Annotated in this window: 21 protein-coding genes; 7 read left to right on the top strand and 14 right to left on the bottom strand. The window is 64.8% G+C overall.

The genetic code is table 11. The annotated features are described in order from the left end of the window. The first annotated feature begins 7 nt into the window (after positions 1 to 7). Positions 8 to 1,210: an MFS transporter gene (locus tag LRP30_RS11735; RefSeq protein ID WP_249760403.1), complete on the top strand. Its 1,203-nt coding sequence runs from the start codon at positions 8 to 10 to the stop codon at positions 1,208 to 1,210. On the opposite strand, the gene ccoS is transcribed toward LRP30_RS11735, so the two are convergent. The 10 genes from ccoS to LRP30_RS11685 form a co-directional block, all read right to left on the bottom strand. Further along, complete coding sequence (ccoS, locus tag LRP30_RS11730; RefSeq protein ID WP_128944132.1) at positions 1,188 to 1,367, bottom strand: cbb3-type cytochrome oxidase assembly protein CcoS; 180 nt, start codon at positions 1,365 to 1,367, stop codon at positions 1,188 to 1,190. The two genes, LRP30_RS11735 and ccoS, sit on opposite strands and share 23 nt — an antisense overlap. Next, positions 1,367 to 3,556, bottom strand: coding sequence for a cation-translocating P-type ATPase (locus tag LRP30_RS11725; RefSeq protein WP_249760402.1), 2,190 nt, complete (start codon positions 3,554 to 3,556; stop codon positions 1,367 to 1,369). The genes ccoS and LRP30_RS11725 overlap by 1 nt, the downstream gene beginning before the upstream one ends. Positions 3,557 to 3,568: 12 nt before the next feature. Next, complete coding sequence (locus LRP30_RS11720; RefSeq protein ID WP_249760401.1) at positions 3,569 to 4,054, bottom strand: FixH family protein; 486 nt, start codon at positions 4,052 to 4,054, stop codon at positions 3,569 to 3,571. Between the two features lie 16 nt (positions 4,055 to 4,070). After that, positions 4,071 to 5,537 carry a cytochrome c oxidase accessory protein CcoG gene (gene ccoG, locus LRP30_RS11715; protein WP_249760400.1) on the bottom strand — a complete coding sequence of 489 codons (1,467 nt, stop codon included), beginning with the start codon at positions 5,535 to 5,537 and terminating at the stop codon, positions 4,071 to 4,073. A gap of 120 nt (positions 5,538 to 5,657) precedes the next feature. After that, positions 5,658 to 6,530 (bottom strand): cytochrome-c oxidase, cbb3-type subunit III, encoded by an 873-nt coding sequence (ccoP, locus tag LRP30_RS11710; RefSeq protein WP_249760399.1) that lies wholly within the window; start codon positions 6,528 to 6,530, stop codon positions 5,658 to 5,660. Between the two features lie 6 nt (positions 6,531 to 6,536). Then, positions 6,537 to 6,701, bottom strand: coding sequence for a CcoQ/FixQ family Cbb3-type cytochrome c oxidase assembly chaperone (locus tag LRP30_RS11705; RefSeq protein WP_063691463.1), 165 nt, complete (start codon positions 6,699 to 6,701; stop codon positions 6,537 to 6,539). A gap of 13 nt (positions 6,702 to 6,714) precedes the next feature. Next, positions 6,715 to 7,449 (bottom strand): cytochrome-c oxidase, cbb3-type subunit II, encoded by a 735-nt coding sequence (gene ccoO / locus LRP30_RS11700; RefSeq protein WP_249760398.1) that lies wholly within the window; start codon positions 7,447 to 7,449, stop codon positions 6,715 to 6,717. A 12-nt stretch (positions 7,450 to 7,461) separates the two neighbouring features. Further along, a complete protein-coding gene (ccoN, locus tag LRP30_RS11695; RefSeq protein ID WP_249760397.1) occupies positions 7,462 to 9,111 on the bottom strand; it encodes a cytochrome-c oxidase, cbb3-type subunit I in 1,650 nt (549 codons plus the stop codon). 309 nt (positions 9,112 to 9,420) lie between these two features. After that, positions 9,421 to 9,846, bottom strand: coding sequence for a CBS domain-containing protein (locus tag LRP30_RS11690; protein WP_091892710.1), 426 nt, complete (start codon positions 9,844 to 9,846; stop codon positions 9,421 to 9,423). A 42-nt stretch (positions 9,847 to 9,888) separates the two neighbouring features. Then, on the bottom strand, positions 9,889 to 10,722 hold the full coding sequence (locus LRP30_RS11685; RefSeq protein WP_128943990.1) for a universal stress protein: 834 nt from the start codon (positions 10,720 to 10,722) through the stop codon (positions 9,889 to 9,891). 204 nt (positions 10,723 to 10,926) lie between these two features. On the opposite strand from LRP30_RS11685, the gene fixL reads away from it, so the two are divergent. The 4 genes from fixL (at position 10,927) to LRP30_RS11665 (ending at position 14,342) form a co-directional block, all read left to right on the top strand. Beyond that, on the top strand, positions 10,927 to 12,444 hold the full coding sequence (gene fixL, locus LRP30_RS11680) for a sensor protein FixL (protein ID WP_249760396.1): 1,518 nt from the start codon (positions 10,927 to 10,929) through the stop codon (positions 12,442 to 12,444). Between the two features lie 3 nt (positions 12,445 to 12,447). Continuing rightward, complete coding sequence (fixJ, locus tag LRP30_RS11675) at positions 12,448 to 13,065, top strand: response regulator FixJ (RefSeq protein ID WP_128939628.1); 618 nt, start codon at positions 12,448 to 12,450, stop codon at positions 13,063 to 13,065. A 58-nt stretch (positions 13,066 to 13,123) separates the two neighbouring features. Further along, complete coding sequence (locus LRP30_RS11670) at positions 13,124 to 13,540, top strand: response regulator (RefSeq protein ID WP_128935217.1); 417 nt, start codon at positions 13,124 to 13,126, stop codon at positions 13,538 to 13,540. 103 nt (positions 13,541 to 13,643) lie between these two features. Beyond that, entirely contained in the window at positions 13,644 to 14,342 is a 699-nt protein-coding gene (locus tag LRP30_RS11665; RefSeq protein ID WP_164934639.1) for a helix-turn-helix domain-containing protein, read from the top strand. Between the two features lie 41 nt (positions 14,343 to 14,383). On the opposite strand, the gene LRP30_RS11660 is transcribed toward LRP30_RS11665, so the two are convergent. Genes LRP30_RS11660 through LRP30_RS11645 form a run of 4 tightly spaced genes read right to left on the bottom strand, consistent with a single transcriptional unit; the run spans position 14,384 to position 20,290 of the window. Further along, a complete protein-coding gene (locus LRP30_RS11660; RefSeq protein WP_249760395.1) occupies positions 14,384 to 15,697 on the bottom strand; it encodes an MFS transporter in 1,314 nt (437 codons plus the stop codon). Between the two features lie 23 nt (positions 15,698 to 15,720). After that, positions 15,721 to 16,242, bottom strand: a complete 522-nt coding sequence (locus tag LRP30_RS11655; protein WP_164939904.1) for a PRC-barrel domain-containing protein — start codon at positions 16,240 to 16,242, stop codon at positions 15,721 to 15,723. Positions 16,243 to 16,265: 23 nt separating this feature from the next. Further along, positions 16,266 to 18,470: an amylo-alpha-1,6-glucosidase gene (locus LRP30_RS11650; protein ID WP_249760394.1), complete on the bottom strand. Its 2,205-nt coding sequence runs from the start codon at positions 18,468 to 18,470 to the stop codon at positions 16,266 to 16,268. A 56-nt stretch (positions 18,471 to 18,526) separates the two neighbouring features. Next, on the bottom strand, positions 18,527 to 20,290 hold the full coding sequence (locus LRP30_RS11645; protein ID WP_128935221.1) for an ABC transporter ATP-binding protein: 1,764 nt from the start codon (positions 20,288 to 20,290) through the stop codon (positions 18,527 to 18,529). Between LRP30_RS11645 and LRP30_RS11640 the strand changes: the two genes are divergently transcribed. After that, positions 20,213 to 20,410, top strand: coding sequence for a hypothetical protein (locus LRP30_RS11640; RefSeq protein ID WP_164934623.1), 198 nt, complete (start codon positions 20,213 to 20,215; stop codon positions 20,408 to 20,410). The genes LRP30_RS11645 and LRP30_RS11640 overlap by 78 nt on opposite strands. Positions 20,411 to 20,569: 159 nt before the next feature. Continuing rightward, positions 20,570 to 21,640 (top strand): glycosyltransferase family 4 protein, encoded by a 1,071-nt coding sequence (locus tag LRP30_RS11635; RefSeq protein WP_249760393.1) that lies wholly within the window; start codon positions 20,570 to 20,572, stop codon positions 21,638 to 21,640. Positions 21,641 to 21,750: the final 110 nt, after the last annotated feature.

The following is a 21,750-nucleotide window of genomic DNA, read 5'->3' as shown; positions in this document are numbered from 1 at the left end:
GCGTGCCATGATCGATCTTTCCACTCCGATCAAACCGGGCGCGGTGCCCATGGATGGGCTTTCCCCAGGTCTCGCGCTGCGTTCGCTCGTGATCGGCCTCACCGCATTCCTGACTGTCGTCGACCTGTTCGCGACGCAGGCGATCCTACCCTCGCTGACGCGCCACTATGGCGTCACGCCGGCGGCGATGGGCTTCGCGGTCAATGCCAGCACCTTCGGCATGGCCGTCGCGAGCCTCGTCGTTGGCTTCTTCAGCCCACATATCAATCGTCGGAACGGCATCTTGCTCAGCCTGGCACTTCTTGCGATTCCGACGAGCCTGCTGGCGTCCGCACCCAATCTTGCCGTCTTTACCGCCTTACGCGTTGCTCAGGGCCTCTGCATGGCATCCGCCTTCGCGTTGACGCTCGCCTATCTCGGCGAGCAATGCAGCGCGATGGACGCCGGCGGCGCGTTTGCCGCCTATATCACCGGAAACGTCGCCAGCAATCTCGTTGGTCGGCTGATCTCAGCGGCCGTCGCCGATGGCCTCGGCCTCGCGTGGAATTTCTACGTTTTCGCTGCCCTCAATCTCGCCGGCGCGGCGCTGGTCTATTTCACCATCAAGCACGTCCAGCCGATGCATGCGATGAGCGCGACGGAATCGCCGCTCGCCGCGATGTTCGCACATTGGCGCGACCCGCGATTGCGCGCCGCCTACGGCATCGGCTTTTGCATCTTGTTCGCCTTCATCGGCACCTTCACGTTCGTCAATTTCATTCTGGTGCGGCCGCCGCTATCGCTCGGCATGATGGGTCTGGGCTTCGTCTATGTCGTCTTCCTGCCCTCGGTGCTCACGACATTGCTAGCGGGCAGAATAGCATCGCGCCTCGGACCACGGCCGACGATCTGGGGCTCGCTCGCCGTCGCCGGGATAGGTTTGCCGTTGATGCTGACGCCGCATCTGAGCGCGGTGCTCGCGGGGATGGTCCTGGTCGGCGTCGGCACGTTCTTCGCGCAAGCGACCGCCACCGGCTTCGTCGGACAGGCGGCCACCGACGGCCGCGGCATCGCCAGCGGCACCTATCTCGCCTGCTATTTCTGCGGCGGGCTCGTCGGCACGGCCGTGCTCGGACGGCTGTTCGACGCCTTCGGCTGGCAGGCCTGCGTGGCCGGCGTGGGTCTGGCCCTCGCGGCCGCAGCTCTGCTCACGATTGACTTGAAGCGCTAGTCGGCGCCTGTTGCGGCGGCTCGTCGTCGGCAATCGCGCGCCAAGCGGCGCCGTCGAGATCGTCGTATTGGCCGCTCCGCAGCGACCAGAGGAAAGCTATGAGACCGGCACCGCCGAGGGCCAGCGCCAGCGGGACCAGAATGACCAGGATCTCCATCACGCGATCTCCCGCGAGGCGCTGCGCGCCCGCAACGAATTGAGCATCACCAGGATCGACGATCCGCTCATCGCAGCCGCGGCGATCAGGGGGGTCACGACACCGCTGATCGCAACCGGCACAGCGAGGACGTTGTAGCCGATCGCAAGCCAGAGGTTCTGCCGCATCAAATGCAGCGCCTTGCGCGCGGAGTCGATGGCGGCGACGACTGGAGCGAGCGGCCGGCCGAGGAAGACGAGATCGGCGGTTGCTTGACTCAGATGCGCGGCGGAGATCGGCGACATCGAGACATGGGCCGCCGCCAGCGACGGCGCATCATTCATGCCGTCGCCGACCATCAGCACTTTTGCGCCACGCTGTTTCAGTTCCCCGATCCGCGCGATCTTGTCGGCCGGGGTGACGCCGGCGCGCCATTCGGGAATGCCGAGCGCGTGCGCCGCCGCCTTCACCGCCGGCTCGCGGTCGCCGGAGAGGATCTCGACGCCGATGTTGCGCGCCTTCAGCGCCGTGATCACGGCTTGCGCGTCGGGGCGCAGGCCCTGGCGGACGGAAAGGATGAACTTTTCGTTGCCCTTGCTGAATGCCACGATCGAGGCTTCGGGATCAAGCGTGGCGCCGCCGACCAGCGTCTCGGCACCGCAGAACGGCGGACGGCCAAGGCGAAGCTCGACGCCGTCGACGGTCGCGCGGACTCCCTGACCGGATTCCTCGACAGCACCGACGATCGGAGACTTCGCACCGGCAGCCTGCGCAACTGCGGCTGCGACCGGATGATGGCTCGACAGCGCGAGGCGGCCGGCGAGCGCGAAGATATCGGCAGGGATGTCGGCGGCATTCATGACTTCGAGATCGGGCAGCGTCAGCGTGCCGGTCTTGTCGAAGATGACATGGTCGGCTTCGGCCAGCCGCTCGATTGCGTCGCCTGAGTTGAGCAGCACGCCGGACTTGAACATCGCGCCCGAGGCCACGGTCTGCACGGTCGGGATCGCGAGCCCGAGCGCGCAGGGGCAGGTGATGATCAGGACGGCGACGCCGGTCACGATCGCATCATGCCAGCTCGCGCCGGCGATGACCCAGCCGAGGATGGTCAGGAGCGCAGTCGCATGCACGACAGGCGCATAGAGCCGCGAGGCACGATCGGCGAGCCGCATGTAGCGCGAGCGCGCCTGGAGCGCGTTGTCGAGCAACCGCGTGATCTCGGCGAGCAGCGTCGCCTCCGACGCCGCCGAGACCCGCACCCGCAGCGTGCCGGAGATGTTCATCGACCCCGCATAGACCGGCGTGCTCTGCTCGGCCGTCACATAGAGCGTCTCACCGGTGATCAGGCTCTGGTCGATCTCGGAACGTCCCTCGATCACGGTGCCGTCGACCGCACAGCGCTCGCCGGGGCGCAGCAGCACGATGTCGCCGGGATGGATCGCCGCCACCGGCACGTGCGAGATTTCATCGGGGCCGACGAACTTGGCCGCCGTCTCCGCCTTCAGCGCCGCGAGATTGCCGGCGACCGCACGCGTCCGCCGCCGCATGTTCTGGTCGAGGAAACGGCCGACCAGGAGGAACGTCAGCAGCATGATCGCGGCGTCGAAATAGGCGTGCTCGGCGTGGTGGATGGTCTCGACCACGGACATGCCGAGCGCGAGGATCACGCCGATCGAGATCGGCACGTCCATGTTGGTGGTCTTCGCTGCAAGCGCCCGCCAGGCCGAACGGAAGAACGGCTGGCCGGCATAGGCCGCCGCCGGCAGCGCGATCAGCGCCGAGAGCCAGTGGAAGAAGTCGCGCTGCTCGGGCAGCATGTCGGAGACGTTGCCCGACCATACCGGGATCGACAGCATCATCACGTTCATGGTGGCGAACGCGGCGACGCCGAGGCAGCGCAGCAGGAAGCGAGATTCGGCGACCTCGGTTGCCTCCGCGCTCTCGGTCTCGAACGGATAGGCCTTGTAGCCGAGCTCTTCGAGCCGATCGATGAATCGGCCAGGATCGAGCGTGCCCGCCTTCCATTCCAGCGCGACGCGGCGGTCAGTGAGGTTCATCCGCGCCAGGGTGACATCAGGGATGGCGGACAGCCCGCGCTCGATCTTGGCCATGCAGCCGGCGCAATGGACGCCTTCGACGGCGAGATCGATGTGCTGGAGGCCCTCGCCCGCGGTCCGGACGTAGTGCGAAAAATCCCGCGTGACCTGCATGACGAAATCCCTTCAGTTCAGGATCACGCGGTTGCGCGACAGGAACACACGTGCCCCCCGCGCCTCGCACTCGATCACCAGATCCCACTGGCCGGGCGCGACGGCGGCGGCATGGCCGCGATAGATGCCGATGCCGGCTTCCGTGAGCTCGACGGCGAGATCGGCGCGCTTGTCGGTCGGCCGCTCCAGGCGGCCGCCGAACCTCAGTCCGGCGATCGGCTGGCCGCTCGCATCGCGTGCTTCGACCTGAAGCACGGCGCCGCCGTCGTTGCGGCGCTCGACATGGGCGTTGACCTTCCATTTGCGCAGCGCCTGGTCCTGCGCCGCCGCGATCTCGCGGTCGTAGGTGAGGCCCGCAGCATAAGGACTGTCGACGTCGGTACCGGGCAGCGTCGCAATCGCGAGCTTCATCATGGTCACGTTGACGCCGATCACGAGACCGAAGAAGGCGACCAACATCAGGAACACCTTGGTTCCGGTCAGCGGCTTGGAAGCCATGGCTGTCTCCTGATCCTTAAGGCGTGACGAAATTGTCGGTGGCGCTCGCGGCGACGCCCAGTCCGATGTCCATGACGTGGAAGCGGACCGGAATCGACTTCTCCGGATTATTTTCGGCCGGTGCGGTGACGAGCAGCCGCAGTTCGCTGGTGGAGTCGCGCGGAATCACGATGATCGGGCGGTCCGGCGTCACCGAATCGACGCCGACGACGTGCATCGTCGGGTTGACTGGCCCCTCCACGTCGATGGCGATGACGCGGTCGTAGCCGCTCTTGTTCAGCAGACGCACCGTGTAGGCATTGCGGATCGAGCCGTCGCTGAGCTTGACCGCGACTGGATTGCGGTCGTGCAGGACGTTGACGTCGAGCAAGCTGCGGGTCGCGAGCGTATAGATCATGATGCCGCCGACCGCCGCGATGATTGCGCTGTAGACGATCGTGCGGGCACGAACGATGCGGTAGATCGGCGCCTTGCCTTCTTGACGGCGCTGGATGTTGATGTCGTTGTCGTAGCCGATCAGCCGCTTCGGCCGACCGATCTTGGTCATCACGTTGTCGCAGGCGTCGATACAGAGTCCGCACTGGATGCATTCGAGCTGCGGCCCGTTGCGGATATCGATTCCGGTCGGGCAGACCGCGACGCATTGATAGCAGTCGACGCAGTCGCCGACCTGCTGGCCGAGGGCGCGCAGCTCCGCGGCCTTCTTCACCGAGGTGCGCTTCTCGCCGCGGTCGTAGCGATAGGTGACGTTGAGCGCCCATTCGTCGGTCAGCGCCGCCTGGATCCGCGGCCACGGGCACATATAGGTGCAGACCTGCTCGCGCATGAAGCCGGCGAGCACATAGGTCGACGCGGTGAGGATGCCGATCCAGACATAGGCGATCATCGGCGCCTGGAAGGTGACGAGCTCTTTGACCAGCGTCGGCGCGTCATTGAAATAGAGCACCCAGGCGCCGCCGGTCCACCAGGCGATCAGCAGCCAGATCGAGTGCTTGAGCACGATCTCGTAGATGCGCTCGAGCTTCAGCGGGTCGGACGATTTGTCCTTCCTCATCCGCTCGCGCCGGTCGCCCTCGACGAGACGCTCGACGGCATAGAACAGGTCGGTCCACACCGTCTGCGGACAGAGGTAGCCGCACCAGATCCGGCCGCCGATGGAGTTCATCAGGAACAGCGCGACCGCGGCGACGATCAACAGGCCGGTGAAGTAGTAGACCTCCTGCGGCCACAGCTCGATGAAGAAGAAGTAGAAGCGGCTGTTGGGGAGATCGATCAGCACCGCCTGGCTGGGCGCGCCGAGGCCGCGGTTCCAGCGCACGAATGGCAGGAGATAATAGACGCCGAGGCAGAACGCCATCAGGCCCCATTTGACCCGGCGGAACGTGCCGGAGACGCTCTGCGGATAGACTTTCTTGCGCGCAGCGTAGAGCGGCGCGTTGTCGTCCGCCGGCTTGAGTTCGTTCGGGTTGACGGTCTTGTTCATCGCGGAATCTTCTCAAGAGGTGCGATCAAACCTAGACCCGGCGCCGGCACGTCCCTTGATCCAACGCAAACGGGGGCGCTTTTCTTCGCCCCCGCCGGAAGTCGTTGGCCGTGGATCGGCTTATTTGCCGCCGCCGAGCGAATGAACGTAGACCGCCATCGCCTTGATGGTGGCGGGATCGAGCCGCCCTTCCCAGGCCGGCATGACGCCGGCGCGGCCCTGGCTGATGGTCTCGATCAGGCTCGCCTCGTCCGAGCCGTAAAGCCAGATCTTGTCGGTCAGGTTCGGCGCGCCCATCTCCTGGTTGCCCTTGCCGCCGTCGCCGTGGCAGGCGACGCAATTCTCCGCGAAGATCTTCTCGCCCTTGGCGGCATCAAAGCCCTTGCGAGTCGAGAGGCCCGACAGCGACCGTACATAGTTGGCGACCGTGACGATCTCGTCGCCCTTCAGCACGCCGTCCTTGCCGAAGGCGAGCATCTGGCCTTCATGCGTCTTGGCATGGCCGGAACGCGCGCCGTACTGGATGGTCTGCATGATCTGGTCGAGCGTGCCGCCCCACAGCCAGTCGTCGTCGTTCAGGTTCGGGAAGCCCTTGGCGCCGGCGCCGCCGGAGCCGTGGCACGGCGCGCAATTGTCGCCGAACACGGTCTTGCCCTTGGCACGGGCGAGCGCGAGCAGCGCGGGGTCCTTCTCGATGTCGGCCAGCGAGGCGGCACCCAGCGCCAACATCTTGTCACCGCGGATCTTCTCGAGATTGGCGAGCTCGACCGCGACGTCGGCGCGCGACGAATAGCCGAACAGGCCCGTGGTGTTGCTGGCGATCAGCGGCCAGGCCGGATAGACGATCCAGTAGCCGATCGCCCAAACGATGGTGAGGTAGAAGGCGATCACCCACCAGCGCGGCAGCGGCGTGTTGAGCTCCTTGATGCCGTCCCATTCGTGTCCCGTCGTGGACTTGCCGGTGACGGTATCGACTTCGCTATGATCGGTCATGGTCTCTCACTCCTCCCGCAACGGCAGGTGCGCTGCTTCGTCGAACGCAGCCTTGTTACGGGGCCAAAATGCGTAGGCGATGATCGCGAGAAAGATCGCGACGAACACCGGCGTCCAGATCGTCGTCACCAGCTCGGACGCGAGATTATGGACTGTCAGGATGGCTTTCATCGTTGATGCCTTCTCAGCGAAGATTGGCTTTCTCGTTGTAGAGCTTGAAGTCGACCAGCGTGCCGAGCATCTGCAAGTAGGCGATCAGCGCGTCCATTTCGGTCGGCGTGCCGGTCTTGCCGTCGAAGTTGCGCACGACGGCCTTGGCGTAGCGCTTGCTGAAGGCATCGCCGCCGGCATTGTCCGGATCGGCCTGGGCCTTCAGGTCGGCGCCGGCGCTCGCGATCTGGTCGTCGGTGTAGGGCACGCCCACGGCCTTCAACGTGCGCATGTGGTCGGCGATCGTGTCCGGATCGACCTCGGTGTGGCTCAGGAACGGATAGCCCGGCATCACCGATTGCGGCACGATGGCGCGCGGGTTGGTCAGATGGGTGACGTGCCAGTCGTCGGAATATTTCGCCCCGACGCGGGCAAGGTCCGGACCGGTGCGCTTCGAGCCCCACTGGAACGGATGGTCGAACATGCTCTCGGCGGCGAGCGAGAAGTGGCCGTAGCGCTCGACCTCGTCACGCAAGGGGCGGATCATCTGCGAATGGCAGAGATAGCAGCCTTCGCGGACGTAGATGTTGCGCCCCGCCAATTCCAGCGGCGTGTAAGGCCTGACGCCGTCGACCGCCTCGATCGTGCTCTTCAGGTAGAACAGCGGGGTGATCTCGACGAGGCCGCCGATCGCAACCACGAGGAGGATGCCGACGACCAGGATGATCGAGTTCTTTTCGAAGACTTGATGGCGTGTCCAGAATGACATTGCTTGAGCTCCTCATTCCGCCGGCTGAAGAGCGACGGGCATCTGGACTTCCTGCTCGCCGACGCGGACGGTCATCCAGAGATTGTAGGCCATGATCAGCGCCCCGATCAGGAACAGGCCGCCGCCGGCGGCGCGGATGATGTAGAAGGGATGCATCGCCTCGACGGTCTCGATGAAGGAATATTCGAGGAAGCCGAGCGAGGTGTAGGCGCGCCACATCAGGCCCTGAAGGATGCCGGACACCCACATCGCCGAGATGTAGAGAACGATGCCGAGGGTGGCGATCCAGAAGTGCCAGTTGACGAGCTTCAGGCTGTAGAGGCCCTTGCGATTCCAGGCCCACGGCACCAGGCAGTAGAGCGCGCCGAAGGAGACGAAGCCGACCCAGCCGAGCGCGCCGGAATGTACGTGGCCGATGGTCCAGTCGGTGTAGTGGCTGAGCGAGTTGACCACCTTAATCGACATCATCGGACCTTCGAAGGTCGACATGCCGTAAAAGGCGACGGAGACCACGAGCATGCGCAGCACGGGATCGGTGCGCAGCTTGTCCCAGGCGCCCGACAGCGTCATCAGGCCGTTGATCATGCCACCCCAGGAGGGCATCCACAGCATGATCGAGAAGGTCATGCCGAGCGCCTGCGTCCAGTCCGGCAGCGCCGTGTAGTGCAGGTGGTGGGGACCTGCCCAGATGTAGAGGAAGATCAGCGCCCAGAAGTGGATGATCGACAGCCGGTAGGAATAGACCGGCCGCTCGGCGCGCTTCGGAATGAAGTAGTACATGATGGCGAGGAAGCCGGCGGTCAGGAAGAAGCCGACCGCGTTATGGCCGTACCACCATTGGAACATGGCGTCCTGAATGCCGCCCCAGGCGACATAGGACTTCGAGCCGAACACCGAGACCGGCAGGGCCGGATTGTTGCCGAGATGCAGCACCGCGATGGTCACGATGAAGGCGAGATAGAACCAGTTCGCGACGAAGATGTGCGGCTCCTTGCGCTTGAAGATGGTGGCGAGGAAGACCAGCAGGTAGGCGACCCAGACGATGGTCAGCCAGAGGTCGGCATACCATTCCGGCTCGGCATATTCCTTCGACTGCGTGACACCGAGCAGATAGCCGGTGCCGGCGATCAGGATGAAGAAGTTGTAGCCGATCACGACGAACCAGGGCGCGAGATCGCCGGCCAGACGCGCGCGGCAGGACTTCTGCACGACGTAGAACGACGTGCCGATCAGCACGTTGCCGCCGAAGGCGAAGATCACCGCGGAGGTGTGCAGCGGCCGCAGACGGCCGAAGCTGGTCCAGGGCAGGTCGAAATTCAGCGCGGGCCAGGCCAGCTGCGAGGCGATGATGAGGCCGACAAGGAAGCCCGCGATGCCCCAGAACATCGCCATGAAGGCGGTGAACTTGATCGGCCCCATGTTGTAGTTGGGCCGGCCATTGATCTCCGCCGGCGGCAGCGTAGCCGGCCGTTCGAAATAGCGGTTCACGATAAAGAACACCGCAGCCAGGCTCGCCGCAGCGCTGAGCGCAGCATGGAAGGCAAAGGGCGCATCGAGCGCCTTGGCCGCAGCGATCACGCAGAGGAAGGCGGCGACTGCAAACACGACAGACAGGCCGCTTTCGCCGATGGTCATGGATTTGGAGATGGAGGGCTGGCTCATGCGGATTCTCTCTCGAAAGAACACGACACCAGAAACCACATTCACCCTCGCGGGGAATTGATTGAAATCAAGATGGCCTTGGAGGTTAGCCGTAGCCGACGAATATTTTCTGGGTTCCTCCGTATTTTTTCGGTGCGGCCAGTTAAAGTGCCCTCTCCCCTTGTGGGAGAGGGCAGCGAGGACAGCGCGGCAAACTCGCTTGGGTGAGGGGTTGGTGCGGCGGGGAACGGCGTCTCTGTGGAGACATACCCCTCATCCGGCGCTTCGCGCCACCTTCTCCCACAAGGGGAGAAGGGGAAAGGCATCGCGTCAGTCCCGCGCCGTCGCCTTGAGCGCCGCGATGACGTCCTCGCGGGCGATGATTCCGGCCAGATTCTGCGCGCCGTCGAGCACGATGATGCTCCTGATGCGGTGCTCGACCATGATCTGGAGCACGCGCGTCAGCCGCGTCTCGGGGCCGACATAGATGAACTCGGGTGTCATGACGTCGCCGATCTTGCGACTCATCAAGTCGGGATAGCGCGGCAGCATCTGGCTCGGCGTGAAGGCGAAGCACTTCAGGATGTCGAACTTGGTGACGATGCCGACCACCTGGCCGTCATCCACGACCGGATACGAGTTGAAGTCGTCGGTCTCGAACATCTCGCTGAGCTCGAGCAAGTCGCGGTCGCGCTGCACCGTTTTGACGTTGCGTGTCATGTAGCGGTCGACGGTTTGTTCGAGAAATCTGTACATGGCGCGTCCTCCTCGATTCGCTACTGGCCGGGCGGCCGGCCCTCAGTGCGACAGCAGCACGCTGCGGGCAGATTGTGTGACCAGATACTGGGTGACGCCGCCCAGGATCAGTTCACGAAATCTCGAATGACCATAGGCGCCCGCAACGATCAGGCCGGCACCAACGTCGCCGGCGACCTTGTCCAATTGCGCGGCAGCGCTTCCGTTCCGCGCCGCCTCCGAGACGCGCGCTGTCGCGGTGACCCCGTGACGGGCGAGCCAGGCGGCCACGTCGCTGACGCCGGCCATCACGACCGAGCGGTTGTCGCCCTGCTCCGGAATTTCGACGATGGTGACGTCCCTCGCCTTGCGCAGCATCGGCAGCGCGTCGACGACTGCCCGCCGCGCCTCCGGCGTGTCCTTCCATGCCACCAGCACGCTGCGCAGATCGAGCCAATTGGCGTTATCGGGAACGACCAGAAGCGGCCTGCCAGCCTGCATCACCAGGTCCTTGGCGCTTGCGAGCGCAAAGGCGTCAGAGAAGGCGGGGCTCTGTCCGCCGCTGATGACGATGTCGGCGCAGCGCGCCTGCTCCAGGACAAAACGCGTCGGAAAATCCATGGCGCTGCGCCACTCTGCGTGTCCGCCGCGATTCCTGGTGGCGGCGCGGAACTGCGCCTCGAGACCGGCGAGCCGCCGCTTGACGGACGCTTCGCCGTCCTCGATCAGCACTTGTGCTTCGGCGCCGTCGGCGAAATAAAGCGGCGGCGCGAACTGAGCCGCGGCAACGCCGACGATGGCCGCTTCGAATCGCTCGGCGAGTTCGCCCGCGACCTGAAGGCGCGCCTCGTTGGACTGATCGAGCGCGAGGCTGACCATCACGGTCGCATATGTCATCGGGATTCTCCGGCAGGCAATGAACTGCCTCGAAATCTAGCCTCGCCGACGCAAGGCAGGATGAGATAGATCAAATCGCCGGCCGTCATGTCGCAGGAATTCCGCCAATGAATTCAATCCGGCTTGCCTCCGAACGAACCTTGAGCGACATTGTCATGAGCGGTAAGCACATCCTGCCGACCGCGCTTTAGCGAGGAGTGAAGTTTGGCGCCGACCCGCGTAACCCATCGGGCAGACGATGGTCGGGGCGAGCATTTCCGGCTCCGCATCGAGGGATTCGGGGTTGGCACCTGGGATCTCGATTTGCGAACTCGGGACCTTGAATGGTCCGAGATGTCCAAGCGGCTGTTTGGCCTCGCGGGGGATGATGCCGTCAGCCACGATCTCTTTCTGTCGCTGCTGGCCCCCAGCGATCGGGACCGCGTCTTGCAGGGAATCGAGCGCAGCTCGGAGAACGGCGCAGGATTCGACGTGTCCTTCAAGGTTGGCGGTCCTTCGGGGAAGGGCCAATGGATCCGGGCCAGGGCCGGCGTGATCCGAGACGATTCGGGCTCGCCACGTCATCTCAGCGGGATATTCCTCGACATCAACGAGGAAAGACATCTGGAAGAGGCCCTGCGCTCTCAGGAGAATCATCTTCGCTCGATTCTCGAAACGGTGCCGGACGCGATGATCGTGATCGATTCGCGCGGCATCATGCAGCTCTTCAGCAGCGCCGCGGAGCGGCTGTTCGGCTACAGCAGGCAGGAAGCCATTGGTCGGAACGTCAGCATTCTGATGCCGGAGCCTGATCAATCGCGTCACGACAGCTATATCGTGCGTTACCTCAAGACCAACGATCCCCACATCATCGGCATCGGCCGCATCGTGACCGGCAAGCGCCGCGACGGCACGACGTTCCCGATGCACCTTTCGGTCGGGCAGACGCAACGGGGCGGCGAGCTCTATTTCACCGGCTTCGTGCGCGATCTCACCGAACATCAGCAGACGCAGGCGCGTCTTCAGCAGCTGCAGTCGGAGCTCGTCCACGTTTCGCGGCTGACCGCGATGGGCGAAATGGCCTCGGCGCTCGCCCACGAGCTCAACCAACCGCTGGCGGCGATCAGCAACTACATGAAGGGATCGCGTCGTCTGCTTGCCGGCAGCGTTGATCCGAATACGACGAAGATCGAAAGCGCGCTGGACCGCGCCTCGGAGCAGGCCTTGCGCGCCGGCCAGATCATCCGCCGCTTGCGCGACTTCGTCTCCCGCGGCGAGTCGGAAAAGCGGATTGAGAGCCTGTCCAAGCTGATCGAGGAGGCCGGCGCGCTCGGGCTCGCCGGCGCGCGCGAGCAGAATGTCCAGCTCCGCTTCAATCTCGATCCGAAGGCGGACCTCGTGTTGGCCGACCGCGTGCAGGTCCAGCAGGTCTTGGTCAACCTGTTCCGCAACGCGCTGGAAGCGATGGCGAAGTCGCCGCAGCGAGAGCTCGTGGTGGCCAACAAGCCCGTTGCCGACGACATGATCGAGGTCGAGGTTTCCGACACCGGCTCCGGCTTCCAGGACGACGTCATTCCAAACCTGTTTCAAACTTTCTTCACCACCAAGGAAACCGGCATGGGCGTAGGGCTGTCGATCAGCCGTTCGATCATCGAGGCTCACGGCGGCCGCATGTGGGCCGAGAGCAACGCATCGGGCGGGGCGACATTCCGCTTCACCTTGCCAGCAGCCGACGAGAACTGATTCATGACCAACAAGGGACATGTCTACGTCATCGACGACGACGCTGCGATGCGGGACTCGCTGAACTTCCTGCTGGATTCTTCCGGCTTCGGCGTCACGCTGTTCGACAATGCGAAAGATTTCATCGACACCCTGCCCGGCCTCGCCTTCGGCTGCGTCGTCTCCGACGTGCGCATGCCGGGCCTTGACGGGATCGAGCTTCTGAAGCGCATGAAGGCGCAGAACAGCCCGTTTCCAATCCTGATCATGACCGGGCATGGCGACGTGCCGCTCGCGGTCGAGGCAATGAAGCTCGGGGCCGTCGACTTCCTGGAGAAACCCTTCGAGGACGATCGTCTCATCACCATGATCGAGACGGCGATCCGCCAGGCCGAACCGGCGGCCAAGAGTGAGGCCATTTCGCAGGACATCGCCGCCCGCGTCGCCTCCTTGAGCCCGAGAGAGCGCCAGGTCATGGAGGGACTGATCGCAGGCCTTTCCAACAAGCTGATCGCCCGCGAATACGACATCAGCCCGCGGACCATCGAGGTGTACCGGGCCAATGTGATGACCAAGATGCAGGCGGGCAGCCTCTCGGAGCTGGTCCGCATGGCGATGCGCGCCGGCATGCTCAACGATTGAGGCAGGTAGCCTTGAGGCAGGTCAAGGCCCTTGGCGAGACCCGTGCTAGTCAAGCAGCATGATCGAGGTCAGCTCACACCATGCGCGGCCGTCGTCTCCCACAAAACCCACCGTCTATGTGGTCGACGACGATGCCGCCGTCCTGGGATCCCTGCGGTTCCTGCTGGAGACCGACGGCTTCGCCGTGCGGACCTTCAGGAGCGGCACGGCCCTGCTCAACGCGAGCGGCGCTCCGGGCGCGGACTGCTACGTGATCGACTACAAGATGCCCGACATCAACGGCATCGAGCTCGCCGGCCGGCTGCGCCAGTCCGACGGCGAGACCCCCGTGATCCTGATCACCGGCTATCCGGACGAGAACATCTCGGCCCGGGCGGCCGCGGCCGGGGTGAAAGACGTGGTCCTGAAGCCGCTTCTCGACGAAAACCTGCTCAAGCGCATCCGCCGCGCCATCCAGGACCACCGCCACGCCTGACCTACGGGATTCTACGTAAGGCAACCCCCTTAAGATATCGCTCGAAATTTTCGAAGCCCCCGATACCGCGTACCAATGCGTCATCACAACGGAGATGGCGCAGATGCTGACCCAGACGATCAACACCAAGGCAATCAATACCCAGATTGGTGGCAAGATTGCTCCTGCCCATCCCGTCACCGACCAGTTCGGCGCGATCACGGGCCATGTCGGCCTCGTCGCCACGGAGTTCTCCTACCGCAAGGACGAGGAGATCTATGGCGAGGACGAGCCGGCCGAATATGTCTATCAGGTCATCACCGGCGCGGTGCGCAGCTACAAGCTTCTCTCCGACGGCCGCCGCCAGATCGGTGCCTTCCATCTTCCCGGCGACGTGTTCGGGCTCGAATCCGGCGCCACTCACCGCCTCGCCGCCGAAGCCATCATCGACACCACCGTGCGCCTCGTGAAGCGCGCCAGCCTCGAGAAGGCCGCCGGCATCGACGTCCAGGTCGCCCGCAAGCTCTGGGCCATGACGGCTTCCGAGCTGCGCCACGCCGAGGACCACATGCTGCTGCTGGGGCGCAAGACCGCGATGGAGCGCGTTGCGACCTTCCTGCTCGAAATGGACCGCCGCCTCGCCGTTGCTGGCATGATGGCGCTGCCGATGTGCCGCCGCGACATCGGCGACTATCTCGGCCTCACGCTCGAGACCGTGTCGCGAGCGCTGTCGCAGCTTCACACCCAGGGCATCCTGGGCTTCTCCGGCGCCCGCCAAATCGTGCTGCGCAACCGCCAGCGCCTGCACAATCTGGACGCCTGATCTCTCTTTCGTCCCCCACCTACTTGGCCGGCTGAATTCGTTCAGCCGGCCATCTCTTTGGTCGCGGTCATACCCGCGCGCCGCGTCTCCGGCATCACGAACAAAATCAGCAGAAGCCCCGTGGCGGCGATGCCGGACAATCCGATGAAGGCGGTGGCGTTGCCGAACTTGTCGCTGACATAGCCGCCAAGCGCGGTGCTCAAGGACGCACCGATGCCGGTCGCCGTGCCGACGATGCCCTGCGCCAGGTTGAAGTGGCCGCTGCCGAATGCGACGTCGGCGACGATCAGCGGAATCATCACCGCGAACACGGCCGCGGTGAGGCCGTCGAACACCTGCACCAGCACGAGCAGATAGGGATCGCGCACGGTTGCGAACAACAGGCCGCGAATCGTCAGCGCGCCGAATCCGATCAGGAGCAGCGGCCGCCGGCCCCAGAGTTGCGCCTTGCGTCCAATGCTCGGCGACAGCAGCGCCACGATCGCTTGCGGAACGACAATGCAAAAGGCGACGAGCACCGTCGCCCACTGGCTTGACCGCGCCGTCACCGCGCTCGCCATCAGCGGCATCATCGCGGCATTCGCGAGCTGCAACAAGAGCACGCTCAGCGCGAACACGATCAGCGGACGCTGCCGGATCAGGTGCCAGACATTGGTGTCGCCGCGATCCGCGGCTTCAGGCGGCATCTCGCCGTGACAGCGTCTAATGTCGACCTCATGCTCGCGGATGCGCGAAAGCGCGATCAGGGTCGGGATCGCGAGCAGGAAGGTGACCAGGAAGACCGAGCGGCTCGACAGCAGGTAACCGGCGGTGCCCATCACCGCCGCCGCAACGCCGTTGCCGAGCGAGGCAAAGCGGGCATTGCGGCCGAGACGCTCGCCGATCGCGATCGGGCCGACGAGGCCGAGGCTGATCGCCGCAATCGCCGGCCCCAGCACGCAACTCGCCATCGCATGCAGGGTGGCGGCGGTCACCACGACGGGGAAGATCGGCATCGCGGCGTAGGCAAGCGCGCAGCAGCCGATGGTGGCAATCGCAAGGGCGGCCACCAGCCGTTCCGATTTGGCCGCATCGATGATCGCGCCGCCCGGCATCTGTCCGATCAGGGCGACGATGCCGCCGATCGACAGCACGAGGCCGATCTCGACCTGGGTCCATTTCTGCGTCGTCAGATAAACCGCGATGAACGGACCGAATCCGGTCTGCACATCGGCGAGGAAGAAGATGAACCAATCGAGCCCGCGCAGGCTCTGGCGTGACGGTGCCGGAAGGCCTGCAGCCGGCGGCGCGGCGACGTTGTTCTGCTCAACGCGGCCGTCGCGATCTGCATGTTTCGGCTTCCTCGACAACAGCACAGGCGGTCAGCCCTCCGGGCACCTCACTGAATCGCTTGCAGCGGTTGAAGGCTGCCGGACGCGCCGAGCACGACGATCGGCGTGTCTTCCTTGTATTCCGGCGCGGCCGCGACCTGCGCCTTGGTCAATTCCAGCGTGATGCTGTCCTTCTTGTTGGCGATCTTGCCGAAGCGCAGCGCGTTCCAGTCCACCACGATCTTGCGGCTGCCGACGCCGAGGAAGCCGCCGAAATCGATCGCCGCCGCGCGCACATGGCCGGTGCGATCGACGATGACGTCGACGATGCGGCCCATGTCTTCACCGGCGGCGCTGCGCACGTCGCGGCCGAGGACGCCATGCGCCTCGCTTGCGCCGATGATGGTCACCGAGGGCGGCGGGGCGGCATCCTTGGGGGTGACCGGAACGGTCGAGGCCGGCGGCTGTGCCGTCGGCGGCGCATTCGCTTCGCTCGCGCCCGCGGGTTGATCTTCCGCGGCGTGCGAGGTCGCCACCGCCAGGCCCGAGACGATGGCTATGCCCAGGATTAGCGCTCCGATCGCACGCATCGCACCCTCCTCACGGCGCGCCGCTAGCGCGCCAGCACGATCGAGACCTGGATCTGGCCGCGCGTGCGCAACACCTCCAGCGCCACGTCGTCGCCGTGGCGGCTGACGCGCAGATCCACGCTGGACCCGCCCAGACGCAGATCGCGCAGGATCACCTCGTTCAGAAACGTCGGCAGATGCGGATTGCGCAGGCGAATCTCACAGCGTGCCACGTCGAACTCGATGCCCAGCGCCGCCTCCAGCAGCGTGAACGGCGTCGCGCTGGCCCAGGCCTGCGGCGCGCAGGCGACCGGATAGAGCGTCGGGCCGCGCCGCTTCTCGCGCCGGAAACCGCAGAACAATTCGGGCAGCCGGCGCAGGTCCATGTAGGTCGCCGCGTCGAACAGTCCCTTGAAGACATGAGCCACTGAATGTTTGAGGCCGTAGCGCGCGAGCCCGAGTGCGATCAGGGCATTGTCGTGCGGCCAGATCGAACCGTCATGATAGGACATCGGGTTGTAGCGCACCTCGCCTTGCGCGACGGTGCGGATGCCCCAGCCCGAGTAGAAGTGCGGCCGCATCAGATCGGCGGCGACGAGACGGGCGCGATCCTCGCGGATCATGCCGCTGAACAGCACCTGCCCGGCATTCGAGGTCCGCACCTTGCAGGGACGCTTCCTGCCGTCGAGGGCGAGCGCATAGGTGCCGAGCTCCTCGCACCAGAACGCCTTCTCGAAGCGCTCGGCCAGCGCCTTGGCTTCGGCCTCGAGCTGGCGCACGCGGTCCGGCTTGCCGAGCCGCAGCGCGCAGCGCGCGGCGAGCTGCTTGGCCGCGTAGACGTAGCCCTGGACCTCGGCGAGCGCGATGTTGCCTTCCGCGAGCTGGCCGTCGGCATGGAAGATCGCGTCGTAGGAATCCTTCCAGCCCTGGTTGGCCAGCCCCTTTTCCGTCGCGCGCTGGTATTCGACGAAGCCGTCCTGATCGGGATCGCCAGGACCGTCGATCCAGGCGAGCCCCGCCTCGATCGCCGGCCACAGCTCGATCAACGTGGCCTCGTCTCCAGTGCGCTCGAAATAGCTTCCGGCGAGCAGGACGAACAGCGCGGTCGAATCGACGCTGCCGTAATATTGGGAGAACGGCACCTCGCCCAGCGCCGCCATCTCGCCGCCGCGCATCTCGTGCAGGATCTTTCCGGGCGCGGCGTCGGCGAGCGGATCGATCGCCTTCGCCTGGAAATGCGCGAGCCGTCTGAGCACGCCCTTGGCGACGCGCGGATCGATCCAGAGCATCTGTAGCGCAGTGATCAGGCCGTCGCGGCCGAACGTCGTCGAGTACCAGGGTATGCCGGCATAGGGATAACGGCCCTGCGGGGTCTCCGTCATCAGCATGTTGAGGTCGGCCATGGCCTGGCACAGCACCTCGTTGAAGATGTTGTTGGAGGTCTCGATGCTGGCGGCGCCCATGGTCGACTGCCGCATCTCGCGGCGGTGCGCCAGGAGGCCCTGGAAGAACCGCGCCGGCTTTTCCGTCACCGGTCGGTTGCAGGAGACGGCGACGAACAGCGATCTGGCCTCGTGCGGGTCGAGCTCGAGCTGCCATGTCGCGGCATTGACCGACAGCCGCGTCGGGCGCGGGTCGAAATGCAGGCCGGTGGTGCGCTCGGCGTCGTCGAGGCCGCGATACCCGAACAGCACGTCGGTCGGGCCGAGCAGCCGGCTCGTGCCCGTCCCGCGGCGCGCGCGCCGCTCGCCGCGGACCTCGAACAGGTCGGCGAAGTCGTTGTCGAACAGCAGCGTCAACTCGAAGCTGGCGCGCGCATCGCCGTGGTTCTGCACGCCGATGCGTTGATAGGCGGCACCGCGCCACAGGAAGATCGTGCGCACGATGTGCAGCAGATCCTTTTGGAACACGAGGCGGCCCTGACGGTATATGTCGGGGTTGGTCAGATCGACTGTCAACGCCGAATTGTCGTCGCGCAGATTCGAGCCGAGCAGCAGCGGCTGGAGATCGTCGAGCACAAGCTCCAGCCGCGCCAGATAGCGCGTGTCGTGGTGAAACAGCCCGTCCGGCCCGCCCGCCGAAGCGCCGATGTCGCCGTGGCTGTCGAGCACGATGAAGGTGTCGTCGTGCTTGAGGGACCGCCGCGGCCGGGCGGCGGGTCCCGTCATCGGAATGTAGAACGTCTGCTCCGCGACGGCTTCCGCCGCCTGCGATATCGAAATGATCTGGGTTACGGTTTCGGCTGCCATGAGCTGCTCCCCTGCGCCTTGATTCGAAACGCAACCAACGAACGCGACTGCTGGATCTACGCGGCGAACTTCGAGAGCCGGCTCATCTCCTGCGTCACCAGCTCACGGTAGGGACCGTGAGCCTGCATCAGCCGGTCGGGCGCGCCGTCCTCGATGATCTTACCGGCCTTGAGCACCACCACGCGATCAAAATTGCGCAGCGTCGCCAGGCGGTGCGCGATCGCAATCACCGTGCGGCCGCGCATCAGCCGCGACAGCGCCTCGCGGATCGCCTCCTCGGATTCGCTGTCAAGCGCTGCGGTCGCCTCGTCGAGCAGCAGGATCGGCGCATCCTTGAGGAAGGCGCGCGCAATCGCGATGCGTTGGCGCTGGCCGCCCGACATCTTCACACCGCGGTCGCCGACCATGGTGTCGAGGCCGTCGGGCAGGCTCTCGACGAAATCGCAGCGCGCCGCGATCGCCGCGCGCAGCACCTCGTCATCGGTCGCGTTCGGGCGACCATAGCGGATATTCTCGCGGATGGAACGATGAAACAAGGAGATATCCTGCGGCACGACCGAGATCGCCTCGCGCAGGCTCAGCTGCGTCACCTTCGAGATGTCCTGTCCGTCGATGGTGATGCTGCCCTCGTCGGTATCGTAGAAGCGCTGGAGCAGCGTGAACAGCGTCGATTTGCCGCCGCCGGACTGGCCGACCAGACCGACGCGCTGGCCGGGCTGCAAGCGCAGGCTGAACCGCTCAAAGATCTTCTCGCCGCCGGGATAGCCGAAGGTGACGTTGTTGTACGCGATCGCAGCGCCGCTCTTGACGAGGGGCTCGGCCTCGGGGTGATCGCGCAGTTCGTGCGGCACCAGCAGCGTGGCGATCGCCTCGGTCAGCCGCGCGACGTGCTGAGTGACGTCGACCAGCGCCACCGCGAGGTCGCGCGTGGCATTGAGAATGGATAGGCCGAGGGTGCAGACCAGCACGACGTCGCCGGTGGTCGCCTCACCCCGCTGCCACAACGTGATCGCCCAGGCCATCAGCGCCACCGTCAGCACGACGGTCACGCCGGCATGCGTGAGCCGCAGCTTCTCCAGATAGCGCAGGCTGCGGCCGCGCGCGGTGAGCTCCCGGTTCACCGTCGCATCGAAGCGCTCATGCTCGTGGCTGATGCCGCAGAAAGCGCGCACCAGCGGCATGTTGCTGATCACGTCGATCATCTCGCCGTCGACCACGGCCGCCTTGTCGGCGAAATCGTCATGCAGCGGCTTGCCGGCGGCGGCCAGGTGGAACATCGCGATCACCATGCCACCGGCGATCACGATCAGGCCGAGCGCCATATAAGGACTCACGGTTCCAATCAGCATGATTGCCGCAACTGTGGCAATACAGGGCGGCAGCACGTTCCAGACGAACATGTTCTCGACCGTAAACACCGCGTTCGAGGTCGCCGTGATGCGGCTCGTCAGCATGCCCGGCATGCGATCGGAGAAGTAGCTCGGCGCGTGACCGGTCAGATGACGAAATATGTCACGGCGTAAATCACCCGTGACCCGGACGAAGGTGAAGCTCGCCGTCCAGCTCGCGATCCGCCACAGGAAGTTGTCGGCGGCGATCAGCGACATGAGTAAAATGAATGCCAGCCATACGCTACCACCATGTGATGGTCCGGCGGACAGACTGTCGACCAGGGATTTGACGCCATACTGCGTGCCCACGGAGCAGGCAACGGCTGCCACGACAGCGGTCAGGATCACCAGATGCGACGCAAGACGACGCCGGAGATAGCGCAGGACAAAGGCAAATGGCCTGCGCGCGTATCCAGAAAGCTGATCCATATGGCTACCGACCCCGTCGTGATGATTTTCGGATGTTGTTTACCGATCGAACTGAACATCGACCGCTTCGCCTCGGTTCCCGGGCGGGGCGATCACGACATGCGGATGCGGACGATCTGAGAAGATGTGATGGCAGCATCGAGACGGCCCCGCACGTGTCGAATATGTAACGTTTGGAGGAAGGAACTTCGCAAGTGCGGGAACGTTCCCTTGTCTGGCATTGCCGGTGCCGTACTGGCGGGGGCTCTTCGATCATGATCGCACAAAGGAGATGGTGAGATGCGCATCGCGCAGGTTGCTCCGTTGACGGAGGCTGTTCCACCCAAGCTGTATGGCGGCACCGAGCGGGTGGTGCATTGGTTGACGGAAGAGCTGGTGGCCCTTGGACACGATGTGACGCTGTTCGCCAGTGGCGACTCGCAAACCTCGGCAAAGTTGGATGCATTATGGCCGCGGGCACTCCGTCTCGACGGTTCCGTGCGCGATCCCAATGCGCTGCACATGGTGCTCCTGGAGCGGGTGCGGCAGAAATGTGACGATGAGGAGTTCGACTTCCTCCACTTCCATCTGGATTATTATCCGTGGTCGCTGTTCCACCGGCAGCCGACGCCGTTCGTGACCACGCTGCACGGCCGGCTGGACCTGCCGGAGCATCAGCCGGTCTTCAACACCTTCACCAAGATGCCCGTCATTTCGATCTCCAATGCGCAGCGGCGACCGGTGCCGCAGGCAAACTGGGTGACGACGATCCACCACGGCCTGCCGGAGAATCTGCTGACGCCGAAGCCGACTCGCCAAGAGTATCTCGCCGTGCTCGGCCGCATCGCGCCGGAGAAAGGCGTCGACCGCGCCATCAAGATCGCGACCCATTGCGGCATCCCGCTAAAGATCGCCGCCAAGGTCGATCGCGCCGACCAGGATTACTATGATGAGCTGATCCGGCCGATGATCGAGAACAATCCTCTGGTGGAGTTCATCGGCGAGATCAGCGATCACGAGAAATCGGACTTCCTGAGCGGCGCGCTCGGCCTCTTGCTGCCGATCGACTGGCCAGAGCCGTTCGGCCTCGTGATGATCGAAGCCATGGCCTGCGGAACGCCGGTCGTCGCCTTCAACCGCGGCTCGGCGCCGGAGATCATCGACGAAGGCCTGACCGGCTTCGTGGTCGAGGACGTCATCAGCGCGGCAGGGGTGATCAAGCGCCTGCCGCAGCTCGACCGCGCCGCGATCCGCAAGCAGTTCGAGACGCGCTTCACGGCGCGGCGCATGGCACTGGACTATCTCGCCGCCTATCGCAGCCTGACCGAGGAACAAGCACCGCGGATCAAGCTGGTGAGCAGCGCGGAGTAGGCCTTCTACGCCGCTGCCAATCGATGTGCCCTCTCCCCTTGTGGGAGAGGGCTGCGAGAACCGGGCCACAAACTCGTTTGGGTGAGGGGTTGCCTCCACATCCAAAGGCT

The sequence above is a fragment of the Bradyrhizobium sp. C-145 genome, assembly GCF_023375135.1.
GTDB classification, from domain to species: Bacteria; Pseudomonadota; Alphaproteobacteria; order Rhizobiales; family Xanthobacteraceae; genus Bradyrhizobium; species Bradyrhizobium zhanjiangense.
This window is presented reverse-complemented; position numbering and strand designations above follow the sequence as displayed.